Origin of the sequence: Anaeromicropila herbilytica (genome assembly GCF_016591975.1) — a bacterium.
GTDB classification, from domain to species: Bacteria; Bacillota; Clostridia; order Lachnospirales; family Lachnospiraceae; genus Anaeromicropila; species Anaeromicropila herbilytica.
Genome location: NZ_AP024169.1, coordinates 3,406,945 through 3,424,602 on the forward strand (window position 1 = coordinate 3,406,945; position 17,658 = coordinate 3,424,602).

Here is a 17,658-nt window from a genome sequence, read left to right on the forward strand (position 1 = left end):
ATATTTGATAAGAGTGTATTTTTAACATTATAGCATTTTTGATTACACCTTGCAAACATTTGTTCTTAGCCCAAACTTTCGCAGTTAATAAGTTATTGAATATTTGATTCAGATGTTAAGTTATATTTGGTATATTTACTAATTGCTACTATTCCTAACATATTTATTTTTTTTCATTTACTATTGACAAATGACCTATTTTATAATCTTGTCAGGCAACTCACCATATTACCCTTTTCTATTCATCTTATTAACAGTTTCATTACTCTTAGCTGTAACTTCAACCCAAGCTGGTCTAAATCCACTTTTTATAGCATTTCTCACTGACTTAATATTAGACCAGGCTGCACAATAGAATGGAACTTTTTCTCTATCAAGTATTTCTATAGCAAGACTACTTGTAATCGCTGTTGCAATTCCTTTTCTACGATACTCTGGCAATACATCCACACCAATCTGCCACATCATCTCACAATCAGCAGAACATCCAGCTAGACCAATTAATTTATCACCATCGTAAGCTCCGACACCCAATACATCCAATTGCTTTCTTGATTCACAAAGGGCATTGTTCCACTCTGGTGTATATAACTTATTAAAATCTTTTTGTTCTAGTACTTTCAATGTGAATTCACAATCAAGCTTTTTTAGAGAATTTACATCAGGTAGAAAATATTCTGCCATGAAACATATGCTCATATCATGTTCTTGTAATGCATCATTTAATACATATAAGTTGGGTGTTTCAAAACAATGTTCTATTGGATATGTATTAATATAAGCTTCCACTTTTTCCTTTATTTCAGAACTAACAGATGCCACCACATTATTTCCGTAAGACGCCAGATTGCAATAAAAAGGTAATTCAAGATACTTCCTGCCTTCTGGGTGATTCTTTGAAATTACAACTACGTTTTCCTTTTTCTCGTAATCCTCCTTATTACAGCTCATATCGATAGCTGACTGTTGCATTGCTATCTGCAACATTTCCTTATTTGTCATCATATAACACTCCCATCTAGATATTTTTCAAAGAATATTAAATACATTATTGTTACGTATATATTCTTGATAGTTCACTATATAATTAATAAATTCCACATTTAACATACAATAACATATTATACCATACTTTTCCATACCTATCTTTATTTTCAATATATCTTATGGGATGCTAACTTTTAGGCTCTAAAAAAAGCAAAATTCATAAGATTAATTAACCCTCTGAGTTTTGCTCTTTCTGTATTATAATTCCCTATTATTGAATCTTAGTTTTATTATCAATTTCTTGTACAATTTTATCTATGAATTCTGTAACAGGAATATCTCCTCGTTCACTGATCATCTTAATAGTTGCCATGGAAGACATGGTCTTAAATAAGACTGGATTCTTTAATTTATTGAACTTAGGTGATAATCCGATCAGAAAGTTCTTTATAAAAGGATACTCCTTTACCAGTTGACCAATTATGGTGTCCTCAGTAATATTGTATGGATTCTCATGCTGTGTACTGTTTACAACAGATTCTTCCTTTTTATTATCGTTCCATGACAATAAACGCTGAGTTCCTGACAATGTTCTGATTTTTGTAACATCTTGCATCATTTCAAGGACTCCTTTAAAATTTCCCTGCTCATCGCGTACTGCGTTATAAATGATATAAATAAACTTATCACCCATCTCCAACCAGAATTCTGCTTTATCCTGTTCCCCAGTTCTAAAGGCACGAATGATTTCTTCTACGGTTGAAACGCTTTCTCTTGGATGACAATTACGAACCTCTCTGCCAATAACTCCTTTACTTCTTGGAAATACTCTATGCTTCGTATCACTATAGAATTTAACAATATCATTTTCATCTACATAGGATAAATCTACAGGAAGATGCTTAAAGATAAGATTAATCTGCTCAAGAGTAAGCTTTCCTTGAGTCACCTCTAGTTGTTCATCTTTTGAACTAGGGGGTACCATGCTGTACTTTTGAAGAAGGTTGGTAAGCTCTGATAGAAAATCCATTTCATTTTCTTTCTTCTCCTCTTGTTGACTGAATGGACCAAAAGCTTTGGGATTATCAATGAGACAGTACCCAATCTCATCATCTCCCTTTCTCATTTGCACAAAGTCTTCATAGGACAACAGTTCCATTGATGTCGCAAAAAGAATCTCTGTTTCTTTTACCATCATATCTTCTATCATTTGAATTAGCTCATCTTGTAGTTTTAAAAAAGCCTCATCCTGATCTGAAATCAAATAATTCCTAGCTGTTTTAATCATATCTCTGATCTGATTATCCAAAGTCCACATAACTTTTGATGGTTTATCAAATCCTTTTCTCTCCAAAGCAGAAAATAATTGATTCTGTTTTCTTGAAAAGTGTATATTAATTTCCTCTAATTTATCATAAAGTTCCATCCATTCATTCTTTATAAATTTTTGTTGAAGCTTATCTGTCATCTCACTAATTAGCTTTCTTATAGCCTCAACCTCATCCATATAGGTTTGGATTGGATGTCCTGGTGCAAGTTTTAACATATTACCTTCTAGTAAGTCACCGAAAATATCCAGAATTTCATCCATCCTTTCAGCTAACTCTTCATCGCTAATTCCATACTCCTGAAGGTATTGTTCACAAATTGCAAATTCTTGAGCTGTAATCTTATCACAGCACTCTGCCAGTTCCCTTTTTGCATCTTCCCTACTTATTACCCCATTCAAATATCTAAGTTTAATGTTTACTATTTTCTCAATCTTACTATCCTCTAAATTAAGATGCGCTCCCATTGGAATCTTTTTTAGTTTTTCTTTTGGTGTAAAATATACATGATATTCTTCATCACTTATCTTTTCCACCAAATGATCAAAACCCTTTTCTTCCATCATCTTATACATGGGAAATGGTTCAAAATCTTTAATTACATGTATACCTTGACCAGTCTTTAGTTCCTTCATCTTCTGAGTAATACAATCTCGAAATGTTTCATGTTCTCCTCGTCCGTCTATTGTGATATAATCAATATTTTTTTTCATAGGATCTCCTTTCATGCTCAATGGCTGAAATAAATATGCATTTATTCTATACATAATACTAAATTTCTAAACAGTTAGTTTTCTCTAACTAAATATTATCATATATCTAGCGAGTATTATGTTGCTATAGCAACACATAATAAAAAGCATCTATGGCACAAAACTATTGTCCCACAGATGCTAGGTTTTAACATAGGTAATACTTCAAATATACGTTCCTTAAATCATTAATTTACTTTACAATCACAACTAATCTATATATAGTAATTATACTCAGGCAAGAATCGGTTCAAAAATTCTATCGTTCTCTTATTCTGAGGGTTGCTAAAGAATTCGCTAGAATTATTTTCTTCTACTACCTTACCACCCTCCATAAAAACCACTCTATTCGCCACTTCCTTAGCAAAAGCTATTTCATGAGTGACAATTACAATTGTCGTACCTTCTTTTGCAATTTTCTTAATTACACTTAGAACTTCCCCTACTAATTCCGGGTCAAGCGAAGATGTTGGTTCATCCAGTAATATGACATCTGGGTTGACTGCAATCGCTCTTGCAATTCCAACACGTTGTTGCTGTCCTCCTGATAATTGAGACGGATAAAAATCATAGCGATTTGATAATCCCACCTTATCAAGCGCCTCCATGGCAATTCTTTTTGCTTCCTCTTTCGATTTCTTTTGAACTACAAGCAAAGGCTCCATGACATTCTGTATAGCTGTTTTCGTAATAATCAAGTTATAATTTTGAAATACAAATCCTGTTCTTTTTCTTATATTAATAATGTCCTTCTTGCTCGCTTTGGTACATTTGGTTGTGATATCACCTAGCGTAATCTCGCCCTCATCAGCCCGTTCTAAGAAGTTCAAGCATCGAAGAAATGTTGTTTTCCCTGAACCACTTGGACCTAGAATTGCAATAACATCTCCTTTTTCCACATGTAGATCAACACCTTTTAGTACTTCATTATTACCAAAACGTTTATGAATGTTCGATACGTTCAACATAATCTCACCCCTATTCTAATGTACCAACTTCTTCTCCAGATATTTCTGTAATATGTTTAATATGCTGCATAATAATAGATAAATTACAGCTAATTCAATGTATAACAGAAGTGGTTCATATCGATACGCAACGATTCTCTGTGTTACCATGAACATTTCTGTAAGTGTAACCGTTGATGCTAATGATGTATCCTTTACCAGACCGATAAATGCATTGGATAAAGGAGGAATCGATACTTTTACTGCCTGTCGTAAGATAATTCTTCGAAAAACCTGTGAAAATGTCATTCCAAATGCATACCCTGCTTCCCATTGCCCCTTTGGTACAGACAATATGGCTGCGCGGATTGTTTCCGAAGTATAAGCACCAACATTTAATGAAAAGGCTATGATTGCTGCCGGAAAAGGATCCAATAGAATACCCATCTTAGGCAAACCAAAGAAAATAATGAAAATCTGAACTAGCATAGGTGTACCACGAAAAATCCATACATATACCTGTACAAGCTGCTTTAACACTTTAATATTAGCAACTTGAATCAGCGCAACGATTATAGCAATGATTAAACCAATCAGGAATGAAATTAACGTTAAAGGTATCGTATATTGTATTCCCGCTTTCACAATCGGCCAAAAAGATTCTGTTAATATCTCTATGGTTCTTTCACTCATGTGCATTTTGGCTCCCCCTTTTAGATCAATCTAATCTTTATTTTGTAACATCTTCACCAAAGTATTTCTTAGATATTTTCGATAAGGTACCATCCTGACTTAATTCATCCAAAGCCTTATTGATTGCTTCAACGAAAGTTTCATTTCCTTTACGGATTAATACTGCATTTTTACTAGCATCATCTAATGTATCAACAAGTTTAACTGATGCATCTGGCTTCTGTTTCAAAAAGTCATAGAAGGATACCTGATCATTGATTGTTGCTTCTGCTCTTCCTGTAGACACAAGTTCTATTGATTTACTAAAGGATCCATCAGCACTTACTAATTCAGCTCCATATTTTTCTGCAAGAGTGGCATAATTACTTGTTAATCCTTGTGCTGATTTCTTACCCTTAAGATCCTCAAAAGTCTTGATATCCTTATTATCCTTGCCAACAATTAAGGCAGCTCTTGAGATGGTATATGGTGTGGAGAAATCATACTTTTCAAGACGTTCATCCGTTATGGTAACTTGATTGATGACTACGTCATAACGTATCGCATCAAGACCAGCGATTAGTGAATCCCAATTGCTTTCAACAAACTCTGCTTTTACACCTAACTTCTCTGCAATTGCTTTTGCTACTTCTACATCATAACCTACTAATTCTCCCGTTTCATCATGATATGTATAAGGTGCGTAAGTACCCTCTGTACCTATCAATAAGGTTCCCCTTTCTTTTATCTGAGTAAGTAAATCTTTATCTGAATTATCTTTAGCTTCCTTAGTGGCAGTTGATGTTGCTTTACTCTGTCCTGATGTAGCTTTATCTGATCCTTTTGATGAACATCCAACTAAGCCTCCTAGAACGATTGATAATGTTAATGCCGCTACTAATAATTTGCTCTTCTTCATACATGCTTCCTCCATCTTTTTGTTTTTAAAGTTTTATATACAATACATATTGGTTTAATATGATTTATATACTGATGATATTAATACATGAATACTTATATGTCAAGTGTATATTTATACCAGTGATTAAGTTCGTGTGGAGACATGTTACCACAGACAAAAAACAAAAGTTTCCTCACACCTGAATATTTCCCTTTTTCCTTTACATTTCCACTGGAATATATGATAATAGTTTTGTCAATTATGGAGGTAAACTTATGAATTGTAGACCTGGATGTGCAGCTTGTTGCATCGCCCCTTCTATCTCTTCTCCTATTCCTGGAATGCCAGATGGTAAACCTGCGTTTGTTCCATGTGTTCAGCTATCACCAGACAATATGTGTTCTATCTTTGGCAAAAAAGAAAGACCTGCTGTCTGTAGTTCTTTAAATGCCAGCGAAGAAATGTGTGGTGAATGCGCAGAGGAAGCATATGCATATCTAGCAGAACTTGAAGAGATAACAAAACCAACTAGTTAGTTTTTTTCTTTATATGGAGTATACAAAAAAGGAATTCGGTTATGCAACAGTTTATCCTGTTACCCGAATTCCTTTTTATTATTCAATTCTTCTTGTCTAAATACTGTATTATGCCAAACTTAAGGACCTAGACCTAGTACTTCGTAGTAGATCAATCCAAGCATATTTTCTTAATTTCTATGACTCAACAATTTCTAAGCATTCCAAGCCTTTACTTCGTTTCTAATCCAATCACATAGCTCATCAATTCCCTCACCTGTTTTAGCTGAGATCTTAATAATCTTAATATCAGGATTGCGCATCTTTGCGGCTTTTTCACACGCTTCAAAATCAAAGTCAAAGAATGATGCTGTATCAATCTTATTTATAATAAGTAGATCTGCTACCTGATACATCAACGGATATTTTAGTGGTTTATCATCGCCTTCAGGTACGGATAAAATAGAAACATTTTTTGCAGCTCCAGTATCGAATTCAGCTGGACATACCAGATTTCCTACATTTTCAAGAACAACAAAATCAAGTTCTTCATCCTTTATCTCAACCAATCCTTGCTCAGTCATTCCTGCATCCAAATGACACATTCCTCCAGTATGTAGCTGTATGGAACGTACACCTTCTTTGGCCATTGCCTCAGCATCTACTGTTGAATCAATATCTGCTTCCATAATACCTATTTTCATTTCATCCTTAAGCTTTCGACATACAGCCTTTAAGGTAGTTGTCTTTCCAGAGCCTGGAGATGACATTAGGTTAATTAGAAATGTCTTACGATTTTTTAGCTTATTACGAAGCTTTCTTGCTTCTAGATCATTATCTTCAAAAATGCTTTTTTTAATTTCAATCACTCGAACTGAATCCATATTGAATCCTCCTATCGTTTTTCATTTGAAGTAATAATTAGCCGTTTATTGTTGATTCATCAGATTATCTCTATATCCTCAACATATAACTCTTTTCCTTGTAATATTTTAAAATTACTTTTTCCACATTTTGAACAGATTGTCTGTGTGGACTGTGCTGTATGCAGTTTCATATGAAGTGTTGTATTGCACTCATTGCAACAAAGTACAATTGGTACTTTTTCAATGATAAGAATTGAATTCTCAGCAACTGTACCGTGAGCCACATATCTAAAACATTTTTCCATCATATCATCAACAATATCACGTAATTCACCAATTCGAAGCTTCACCGAAATTACTTCTTTTGCCTGTGCAACTGTAGCATGCTCTACAACGATATCCACAACATTACCTACTAACGCCATTTCATGCATAAAAATCCCTCTTATTCTGATAAATCCCCAAATTTTCTACGATATTCCTGCATAGAAATATATGTATCAAAAACAGTCTCTGGTAGTGGATCACAAACACCCTCTGCCTTTGCAACCAATATACGTGAATTAGTTGGACAGACTTTTACGCATTGTCCACATCCCAAACAAGAAGCATCTGTTACTGGCTTTCCTTCTGTCATAACAATTGATTCCATCGGACATCGCTTTGCACACGCTCCACAACCATTGCAAGAATCAAGTTCCTCTTTCATCATATAATGACTAATATTTTTCATTGCTTCTCCTGGGCATACCTTTGCAGCCTGTAAGATTCCACAAGCTTTTGAATGACAAGAACAGATTATTTCGGATGCCTTTGAACTGCAAGTCTGTATAACCATACCAACCTCTACGGACTTTTTAAGTACTTCAAGTACTTCTTCCTTGCTGATTTCACGACCTATTTTGTTTTCGATATAGAATTGTGCCATCTCTCCACAGGAGATACAGGTTTCCATTGGATATTCTGATGGAGCTCCAAGTGTCTTGTTAAGTGTACGACACATACATGGTGACACTGAGAATACATCATACTGTTCCAATCTTTCCACAATATCATCATATGGTAAAACTTGTCCACCTTCCACTACTTCTTTGTTAATTGGTACAGAACGATAGAATGGATAATTCGTAGCATAAATCTGAGAAAATAAACCTTCTCCCATATGCTTTCCAATTCCCATCGCCCATTCTGGCTCAACCTTATCTAGATTAAATTCATATACTCCATGTGCAACAGGCATTACTCTGAATTCTGCTCTACCACCTCGTCTTACTCTGTAAAGCAAGCCACGGTGAGCCATATCTTCAAGAATATCAGATGCTTCCTTTCTGGTATAGGAAGACACTTCTGAGTAGTCATCTGGAGTAAAGAACACGTCAACTGGCATCATAAGCCAATGATAACAGTCTGCTGGGCTAAAGAACCTTTTCAGTAAAACAAACTCTGTGCCTGATTCAGTAGGGCAATAACCGAATGATAACGTATTCATCCGATCACGAAGCTTTACATATAGTTCATTGATTTGATCTTCTGTCATATTTTCAAGATTTTTCATAGTATTTTCTCCTCGACTTTATGGTTTTGTATGTTTTTGTATGTTTTTGTATTTAATATCAATTGCCTATTATTTCTATCTTAAATAACCTGTGTATCCATAATATAAATCAAAACGAATTACATATATTCCCAGAGTTATTTTTTTATTATATATATCATGTCTACATTTGAGTAAGATTCTTTAACTGATCACTAGAATGCTTAATGCCATTTAATAACCCATAAATACTATTGATACTAGAGTTATGTTCTTCTGTCATAGCCATTAATTCCTCTGTGGATGCAGAATGCTCCTCTGCAACACTTGCTATATGTTCTGTTTTTATATTGATTTTGGAGAAAAGCTCTGCAATTAATTTAATACTTTCAGTTTCATTCACAATGCACTTTTCTATTTCTTCAAATGAATCTTTCACCAAAGAGAATCCTTGATTCACCTGATTCATACATTCATCACCTTCGCCCACAGCTGTCTGAACTTTGCTAGACTCTTCCAGGACATTTTTACTTTTTTCTTTAATTTTGCTAATCAAGACATCAATATCTCTTATTGTCTCAGCACTTCTTTCCGCCAAAATTCCAACTTCTTGCGCCACAACCGCAAAGCCTTTACCGAATTCTCCTGCCCTAGCAGCTTCTATTGAGGCATTGAGCGCAAGTAGATTGGTTTGTGATGCAATTTCTCGAATATCATTTAAAAAATTGTTTATTTCTTCAACATTTACATCTAAATCCTTAACCATATCATAGGATTTTAATACTGCTTCATTAATGCTATTCATATGAGTATTCATATCATTTACTCGATCAGTACCGTCTAATACTACTTTTTTTGAATCATTCGTTACATCATCTAATTTCTGTGAGAGTTCTGATATATTCACAATTTTTTGATCCGCATTCTTCATCATCGTGCTAATACTGCTAACACTTTCTGCCTGGTCTACAACACCAGTTGTTATTTCTTGAACCGTAATCGCCATTGCCCCGCTAAACTCATGAATCTTTCCAAGACTACTATCACAATTCAAAATATCATTATTAAGGGATTCTGTACTTCCCTTAATCGTATCCATGGTAACACCCAATTCATCCAGATACTTTTTTGCATCCTCTGCTTTTTCATTAGCTGTTTTGATTAAACCCATTCCCCAATTGGTTAATAGCATCAACACACATGTTGAAAATAGTAGGCAAATTAATTGCACAAGATAATCCATTACATTTCCAGTATGTCTGACAAATTGTGCATAACTTAGAATTGCTACCATACTAATTCCATTAAGCAAGATAAATATTCTGTTAAAAAAAACTGCTGAAAAAACCATTACTAGCATTGCAAAACTTGTTGTATATTTAGGTGAATCAATTGCTACTACAGAGAATACAATAAATGCGGAAATCAATAAAACATACATACACTCATTTTCTTTATTGCCTTTGAATATAAGATATCCTGCTATACCAACACCTACAACAATTGCTATTGCCGGAATGTAGGTATGAAATACTGAAATATAAGCCAAAAGAAAAGTTGAAAAAAATCCAGCTCCTAAAATGCAGGTAAATATCTTATTTACCTTTGTAATATACGTTTTAATAATGTTATCAGAACTCATTTTAAATCCTCCCTAATGTTAATTACTTTTTACCAATAGTTAGTAAATTTTTAATTTATCATTGCTTGCGTTATGATATTAAAATATAATAAATAATGACCGTGTTTATTATATTTTAATATCATCCGCCTGATTCAACCACTAAAATCTCCCTAACATATTTTTAATGATAATAGTCAATATATAAGAATATTTTGTAAATTAACCCTTATATTTACATTATTATATTTTCAATTATTTGTAAAGAAACATTTCGACAAAATAGTATCATTTTTTCAATTTTAGATAAGAAATTAAACTTGGAAGGAATTCTAAATAATGAATAATACCAAAGAGCACATTGTTAAATCCTTTAATATATTATTAGAAACTACTACTTTAGAAAAAATAACTGTAGATATGATTCTAAATCATTGTGGCATTTCAAAATCCACCTTTTATAGAACTTTTATAGATAAATATGATGTAATGAACTATAATTACAAGCTTCTAATCGATAACTTTATTCAGTGTGGTTTAGGAAACAGTTGGAAAGATCTATATTTCAGGATTTTTTTGTTTGCTGATAAAAATAATGCTTTACTGAGAAATGCATTTAAAACATCTGGAACGAATAGCTTTTCAAACTTTGTTCATGACTATTCTTGCTTGATTCTTGAGAAATCATTTCTAAAATATTATAATGTTGATACACTAACCATAAGAACGAAATATGAAATAAGTTTCTTTTGTTCTGGTTGTGTTGATTTGTTAAGACAATGGGTATTTGACATTAATATGTCATTAGAGGAAACCTCCCAAATTGCATACGATTTCATGCCTAACAACTTGAAACCAATATGGGGTTGCGCTATTGATTTAGATACTGAAATAGCTAATTAAGTATTATAGGCCCTTCACATCAATTTGATGTGAAGGGCCTTACTAATTGTATTCTTTAGTTTTATTCTAATATAATATTCATGTCGTAGGATAAGAAAATAATAATAACGTTCTATATATCCTACGAGTTTGCTTGAATAGCATCTGCTATGTCTGTAAATATAACTCCAAGCCCATATGCTCCAGCATCTGGATAGCCTAAACTTCTTTCTCCGACTGTACCTGCACGTCCCATTCGTGCTACAATGTTCTCAGTAGCCTTTGCTCCATCTACTGCTGCTTTAGCAGCTAGCTCGAATGCATTCTTAACATCAACCCCATTTTTAGCGCTTTCCATCCAGGAATCTGCACAAGGAATCAAAGCATCAATCAAAGTCTTGTCTCCTACGACAGCGCCCCTTCCAAAGGAACGTTCTCCCGTACTCTGAATACCTTTCACAGCTGCTTGAAGCATACCCGCAAAGTCTGAGGTTGATAACACCATTTTATTACCTACTTCCCTACTAGCTGCACGGAATGCAGAACCCCAGATAGGACCAGAGGCACCACCGCAGTATTCCATAATAACTATGGAGCAGGCATCTAGAAAGCTTCCAATACTTGCAGAATTGTTCTCTACAATATCCTTCCACTCTCTTTTTAATTGCTTAAACCCTTTTGCTACACTCATACCAAAGTCTCCATCACCTGCATGGGAATCAAGTTCACAGAATGGAACTTCATTTCGTATAATGCATTCGCTCATTTTATCTACTATAAAGTGCATATTAGAAAGTGTAATCTGATTGTTATTTAAGATTGCAAAGTCAAGATCCGTCTCAATCTGATAGGAAACATCCTTTGATTCTTCACTGTCTCCCACTAAGTCCACATATGCTACTTTTTCTACTGGTCCATCTACTTTGAATCCAGGAGCTTCACTCTTTTGTGAAAGAAGTTCTGCTAGTTCATCATCAAGCTTCATGATGGAGACAGATGCACCTAGCATATCTATACTAGTCATATAGTTTCCAACGAAGGTTCTATTGATCTTGATATTTCTCTTTGATAACTCTCTAGATACTGAATTATTTAAAAGGTATAACTCTTGTAGTGGAGTACTTCCGAAGCCATTTACCAATAATGCAATCTCTTCTTTTGAAGAATCATTCATCTTTAGATCCTCAAGTAATGATATCACCATTCTTACTGCTAGCTCATCAGCGGATACGATCTTTTCACGCTTGATTCCAGGCTCTCCATGGATACCCACACCATATTCCATCTCCATCTCAGCGATTTCAAAAGTTGGAGTACCCTTTGCAGGAACTGTGCAAGAACTAAATGCAAATCCAATACTTCTTACATTTTCAGCAGCTTTCATTGCTACCTCTTTTACTTCCTGCAAGCTTTTTCCTTGTTCTGCGCATGCTCCAGCAATCTTATGCACTAGTACGGTACCAGCAACACCACGGCGACCAACCGTATATAAGCTATCCTGAACAGCAATATCATCATCTACTTTAATATAATCCACTGAAATACCGTCTTCACTTGCAAGATATGCTGCATTTTTAAAATTCATCATATCACCGCTATAATTCTTGATAATCAGTAAACATCCTTTCTCACTTTTCGTAGCCTTTATTGCCTGATACACCTGAATCTGGGATGGTGATGCAAAAACATCACCACACACAGCTGCATCTAGCATCCCTTTTCCCACAAATCCAGCATGTGCAGGCTCGTGTCCGCTACCACCGCCACTAATAAGGCTTACTTTATTCTTATCGATGTTCTTTTTCTTGATGATTTTATATTTTTCTAGAAACTCAAACTCTGGATGTGCAGCTATGATTCCATTACACATTTCCTTTACAAGTGTTTCCGGTCTGTTCATTATTTTCTTCATATTGTACCGTCCTATCTATTTTTGTATGCTTTACCAATGGTATCTGCCGTAATAATCGCTGCTGCTACAGCTTCTGTTGTTATCGGAAATGGCATGGAGTGAATGGATTCTTCTGCGATACAGGATTTATTCGCAACGTCAATTAACTCTTCTTCCGAAATAGAATCTACGCCAATGTCAGATAAACAGATTGGTAATCCTACTTCGAGACAGAAATCCATTACTTCGTATAGCTCCTCTTCTGGAGCATTTTCAAGTACTAGCTGTGCAATTGTTCCAAAGGCCACCTTTTCACCATGAAAATATTTATGTGTTCCTTCTAGTGCAGTCAATCCATTGTGAATCGCATGCGCTGCTGCAAGTCCACCGCTTTCAAAACCTAGGCCTGATAGTAGAATATTTGTTTCAATAATGTTCTCTAAGGCAGGAGTAACAGCATTATTATCACTTGCGACTTTTGCCTTATAACCATCTGTTAATAAAGTCTCATAGCATAAAGTAGCCAGTGCAAGAGCCGCGTTCGTACTCTTAGACTCTCCACATACACCTTCACGGAAACCACAAGGAAGACCTGCGTTTACATTGGAATAGGATTTTGTTGTTGCCCTTGCTTCAAAGTAAGTGGAAAGTGCATCACCCATACCTGATACTAAGAAGCGAGTTGGTGCTTTCGCAATTACGGTTGTATCAATTAATACTACACTTGGATTCTGTTTAAAGTACGCATAGTCATCGAATGCTCCGTCAGGGGTATAAAGAACAGCTGAATGACTCGTAGGCGCATCTGTTGCAGCGATTGTTGGTACAATAATTAGATTATCTCCCTGTGCCACACATTTTGCAGTATCAATGGCTTTTCCACCACCTAATCCAATGGTACAAGCACATCCTTGTTCCTTGGCAACCTTTTGTAATCGTTCTACTTCGATTCTGGAACATTCTCCGCAAAATTCGCTTTCTACAAAGGTAATATTGAATTTCTCTGCTGTATAGTCTAACTTTTCTTTCACCCTGGCAACATCATCTTTATGCGCAATGAGTAAGGCTGATTTTCCGAATTCCTTTACAAAATAACCAAGGTTTCGTAATTCATCCTCTCCTTGTACATATTTTGATGGGCAAATAAACGCTTTTCTCATAAAATATCTCCTTTCAATATCCACCACTTTTATTGTGTGTTTTTACTAACAAATCAGTATTTTATCAACTTTTCTTGTGTAATAATTATAAATTATCACTTCCGAAATAGCATCAAACTATGAAATACATCCATCGTAAAAATACATAGAAATATATTATGTTTCCCATGATTTTTCTATACAACATCCTTTCACAAATTGGGTAATATTAATTTCAAAAATTAATATTACCCTTGCTACGCTTATGATTGACGAATAATACTGTCACCTTTATAATAGTAATATGTAGCACTCAAGTGTTGCATTTTATCATCAAAAGATTCGATTAAAGATACCAGGAGGATACTCATGAAAAATACGTTTACTGATATCGGTCAGATCGTTAATCCGGTAAAGTTCCAAAAAATACAGGACGACATGGCGTTAGCTACTGATCTCGCCATAATTACTGTTGATTATAAGGGAAAGCCATTGACAAAGCACAGTAATTGCAGTGAATTCTGCCAGAAAGTCCGCTCTTCGGAATATGGTATCTATTGTGAATCATGTGATTCTCATGGTGGGCTGGAAGCTGCTAGACTTAGAACACCCTACATCTATACCTGTCATGCAGGGCTAGTAGATTTTGCCATTCCCATTCTTGTAAATGATTTGTATCTTGGAGCTTTCATGGCCGGTCAGGTGCTTTTATCCCCTAATGTATCCGAATATGAAACAGCGCACATTCCCGTTGGTGTTATCAATACCATAAGCCCAATGAAAAACAATTTTAAGGAAGCTTATGATATGCTTCCAATTATGAGTATAGAAAAGATAACTTCTTTAGCTAATATGCTATTACATATTGGAAACTATTGTGTCAAAGAAGCTGAATTGAAAACATTACTCTCACAACGAGCTAGTAAATATGGAGCTAAAGATAATTATGTAGAACCTGAAGATGACGATAGAATGCTACGGACTGCTAACCATCCTAGCAAGAAAGATTCGAATGTTATTATTAAACGGGCATTGAACTACATTAAAGATAATCCGAGTGAGAAGATCACACTAGAGAACATGGCTGCATTATGCAATATCTCACCAAGTTATTTTAGCAAGCTATTCGCAAAAGAGAACCTTGGAACATTATCTGATTATGTCAATCTGGTGAAGGCTAACCACGCAAAAGAACTTTTAGCTAATTCTGATTGGTCGATTCGTGTGATTGCTTCACAGGTTGGTTTTGATGATAGCGGGTATTTTATTAAAGTGTTTAAAAAGCATACGGGTCAGACACCGGTAGAATACCGTGAAAGTCAGCTTCGTAATTCATAGACCTCCCATTGTTTTTATGATATAAAGTTAAGGCAAAGAAAACGAAATTATTGTTTTCTTTGCCTTTTCTAATTACAATATACAATCTTTTAAAATTCCCACTCAAGATCCTTGGGTCCATTAAATCCACATACCAAACCACATTTGTGTTTATTGTCATAATATTCTGCTTTCCAATAATGTGGATCGTTGGTATTAAAAAAAGATACATCCCTTATATTTTTATCTACCAATGTTAAAAATGGTTTTACTTACATATAATTGCTTGATCTATCTGTTTCATGGTAAATTACTTTTTTATTCCAGCTCCAGTAGGCAATGCCCCCATAACAACCTTTTCCCAATCAGTACCCTTCACCGCGTCAAGGAAAATAATCGCACCTTTGTCTTCCTTACTACGAATTAACCTTCCACATCCTTGCTTTAATTTAAGCCCCATTTCAGCATAATCCACCGTCGTTACCGGGTCTAATCCTTGCGCTAATGCATCGTTTCGCTGTGCTTCAATCAGAGGATCTAATGCTGGAAATGGAAGTTGCCAAATGATTACTAAGGTTAGTGCATCACCAGGTACATCAATTCCTTCCCAAAAGTTTGCTCCAATCAGCACTGAGATCTCATCTTCTTTGAACTTTCGTAATAGATAACCTCGATCTGCTTTATCTTCCCATAAAATAGTAAATGGGAATTGGTATCCCTCAAGTTTCTTCCTGATTTTTTGAACTTCCTTTAAGGAATTGGCAAGAACAAGCGCTCGTCCTTCATTTTTATTTAATAGAGATACCATTTTTTCGATACGTTTCTTAACATTGTCTTTTGTTTCAATTGTTACCTGAGATAGATCAACAACTACTTTATCTTCTATCTCAAAAGGACTTCCTACACTTGATTTGGATGGATTTTTTAATCCAAATGTTCGTATCATATAATCAAAATTGCCTTCATTACTTAAGGTTGCAGAAGTAAACACTACTGGTAATCCCTTCGTAAATAAATGACTATTTAACAAATCACTCAGATTACGTGGAACCACCCAGAAAGCCCCATCCTTTGCATCTACCCAAGTTATTACGTTAGTTCCATTATTCTTAATAAATCGATTCAAAGCAAAGATTGTTCTTTCAATTAGTCCTTCAAATACTTGTATTTGTGTAGTGGATAGTGAATTAATATATAACTCCTGTTCAATCTGCAATTCAAGTAGAAGATGATCTAAAGCCTTGCGAAATGCATCTGCTGATTTTAATAAAGTATCCGAACAACGAATGGATAATCGTTCTGTACTTTCTGCTTTTATTAGTGATTGACTTAGATTCATAAAAAACTCACCTGATATCTTCTCTAATGCAATCGTTATTGCACCTAGTGAATAACGAACGCCTTGTATCTCTTCAAATGAGGTGATCATATTCTGAATCTCTTCTTGATTTATCTGATGCCCTGCCTTCATCGCCGCAGGAAGCAAGACTTTGTGACCCTCATCGAATATAACAGCTGAATAATTTGGAAGTATCGGCAACTTGTCATCTGCTATTCGTTCCTCTCTTGACCATAAATCTTGAAAGAACGTTTCATGATCTACAATAATTAGATCCCCTGCCATTCTATAAGCTTCTCTTGCCTTCATGAGTTTACAATATCCCCTATTATCACATGTCTCACAAGACATTGACTCATCCCAACTTATCTTCTTCCATATATGATCTGGAATGGTTGGAATCTCAGATCGTTCTCCAAGTATTGTTGTACTCATCCAAGCCTCCAGCTCATCTGATTTCTCACCGATATCTGCAATAAACTCACTCGCTTTTTCATCACATATATACTGATGTGGATCTTTTGCCATTCGTGAATCAATATCCAATCCAAGCAACTTAAAAAGAGTCTTAATATCTCCCTTATCACCAGCTAGTTGTTCTTGAAGTGCAGTCGTTGCACATGCAATCACTACTGGCTTTTTTCTAAACCTTGCATAAGGAATTGCTGATAGTAGATATGCAAAAGTTTTGCCTGTACCAAGGCCAGCTTCCGCTAGATGTGTCTTTTTACCACAAAAGGCATCTGCTATCTGAAATGCTGTAAATATCTGTTCGTCACGTATCTCATATCCATGTTCTGGAAGTAGATCATATAGAACATCTCCAATCCATTCTACTAACTTCTCATGAAAATCTTGTCTATTCGTATATTCGAAAGGTTCTTTTATCCTTGCACACATATTCGTTGTTCTCCTAATTTAACTTTTATAAAAAAATTCTCTACTATTGTATCATATAGATTCAATA

The 17,658-nt window shown here is 35.0% G+C and carries 15 protein-coding genes; 3 read left to right on the forward strand and 12 right to left on the reverse strand.

What is annotated here, in order from left to right:
• Positions 1-228: 228 nt before the first annotated feature.
• The 5 genes from bsdtb5_RS14745 to bsdtb5_RS14765 form a co-directional block, all read right to left on the reverse strand.
• Positions 229-1,005, reverse strand: coding sequence for a GNAT family N-acetyltransferase (locus bsdtb5_RS14745; RefSeq protein WP_330611673.1), 777 nt, complete (start codon positions 1,003-1,005; stop codon positions 229-231).
• A gap of 253 nt (positions 1,006-1,258) precedes the next feature.
• Complete coding sequence (locus tag bsdtb5_RS14750; protein WP_271712740.1) at positions 1,259-3,028, reverse strand: PAS domain-containing protein; 1,770 nt, start codon at positions 3,026-3,028, stop codon at positions 1,259-1,261.
• Positions 3,029-3,282: 254 nt separating this feature from the next.
• The gene (locus bsdtb5_RS14755; protein WP_271712741.1) at positions 3,283-4,035 is read right to left on the reverse strand and encodes an amino acid ABC transporter ATP-binding protein; all 753 of its coding nucleotides are present in this window, start codon (positions 4,033-4,035) and stop codon (positions 3,283-3,285) included.
• 15 nt (positions 4,036-4,050) lie between these two features.
• A complete protein-coding gene (locus bsdtb5_RS14760) occupies positions 4,051-4,707 on the reverse strand; it encodes an amino acid ABC transporter permease (protein ID WP_271712742.1) in 657 nt (218 codons plus the stop codon).
• Between the two features lie 37 nt (positions 4,708-4,744).
• Positions 4,745-5,605: an amino acid ABC transporter substrate-binding protein gene (locus bsdtb5_RS14765; protein WP_271712743.1), complete on the reverse strand. Its 861-nt coding sequence runs from the start codon at positions 5,603-5,605 to the stop codon at positions 4,745-4,747.
• Between the two features lie 257 nt (positions 5,606-5,862).
• Between bsdtb5_RS14765 and bsdtb5_RS14770 the strand changes: the two genes are divergently transcribed.
• Positions 5,863-6,123: a YkgJ family cysteine cluster protein gene (locus bsdtb5_RS14770; RefSeq protein WP_271712744.1), complete on the forward strand. Its 261-nt coding sequence runs from the start codon at positions 5,863-5,865 to the stop codon at positions 6,121-6,123.
• Positions 6,124-6,317: 194 nt separating this feature from the next.
• On the opposite strand, the gene hypB is transcribed toward bsdtb5_RS14770, so the two are convergent.
• From hypB to bsdtb5_RS14790, 4 genes are all read right to left on the reverse strand, one after another.
• Positions 6,318-6,986 carry a hydrogenase nickel incorporation protein HypB gene (gene hypB, locus bsdtb5_RS14775; RefSeq protein ID WP_271712745.1) on the reverse strand — a complete coding sequence of 223 codons (669 nt, stop codon included), beginning with the start codon at positions 6,984-6,986 and terminating at the stop codon, positions 6,318-6,320.
• Positions 6,987-7,045: 59 nt separating this feature from the next.
• Positions 7,046-7,402 (reverse strand): hydrogenase maturation nickel metallochaperone HypA, encoded by a 357-nt coding sequence (locus tag bsdtb5_RS14780; protein ID WP_271712746.1) that lies wholly within the window; start codon positions 7,400-7,402, stop codon positions 7,046-7,048.
• A gap of 11 nt (positions 7,403-7,413) precedes the next feature.
• Positions 7,414-8,523, reverse strand: coding sequence for a 4Fe-4S dicluster domain-containing protein (locus tag bsdtb5_RS14785; RefSeq protein WP_271712747.1), 1,110 nt, complete (start codon positions 8,521-8,523; stop codon positions 7,414-7,416).
• A gap of 163 nt (positions 8,524-8,686) precedes the next feature.
• Positions 8,687-10,144, reverse strand: coding sequence for a methyl-accepting chemotaxis protein (locus tag bsdtb5_RS14790; RefSeq protein WP_271712748.1), 1,458 nt, complete (start codon positions 10,142-10,144; stop codon positions 8,687-8,689).
• Between the two features lie 318 nt (positions 10,145-10,462).
• Between bsdtb5_RS14790 and bsdtb5_RS14795 the strand changes: the two genes are divergently transcribed.
• A complete protein-coding gene (locus bsdtb5_RS14795) occupies positions 10,463-11,026 on the forward strand; it encodes a TetR/AcrR family transcriptional regulator C-terminal domain-containing protein (RefSeq protein WP_271712749.1) in 564 nt (187 codons plus the stop codon).
• 121 nt (positions 11,027-11,147) lie between these two features.
• On the opposite strand, the gene dhaK is transcribed toward bsdtb5_RS14795, so the two are convergent.
• On the reverse strand, positions 11,148-12,917 hold the full coding sequence (gene dhaK / locus bsdtb5_RS14800) for a dihydroxyacetone kinase subunit DhaK (RefSeq protein ID WP_271712750.1): 1,770 nt from the start codon (positions 12,915-12,917) through the stop codon (positions 11,148-11,150).
• An 11-nt stretch (positions 12,918-12,928) separates the two neighbouring features.
• Positions 12,929-14,056, reverse strand: a complete 1,128-nt coding sequence (locus tag bsdtb5_RS14805; RefSeq protein ID WP_271712751.1) for a glycerol dehydrogenase — start codon at positions 14,054-14,056, stop codon at positions 12,929-12,931.
• A 348-nt stretch (positions 14,057-14,404) separates the two neighbouring features.
• Between bsdtb5_RS14805 and bsdtb5_RS14810 the strand changes: the two genes are divergently transcribed.
• Entirely contained in the window at positions 14,405-15,373 is a 969-nt protein-coding gene (locus tag bsdtb5_RS14810) for a PocR ligand-binding domain-containing protein (protein WP_271712752.1), read from the forward strand.
• A gap of 289 nt (positions 15,374-15,662) precedes the next feature.
• Here bsdtb5_RS14810 and bsdtb5_RS14815 read toward each other — a convergent pair whose 3' ends face one another.
• Positions 15,663-17,591, reverse strand: coding sequence for an ATP-dependent DNA helicase (locus bsdtb5_RS14815; protein WP_271712753.1), 1,929 nt, complete (start codon positions 17,589-17,591; stop codon positions 15,663-15,665).
• Between the last annotated feature and the right edge of the window lie 67 nt (positions 17,592-17,658).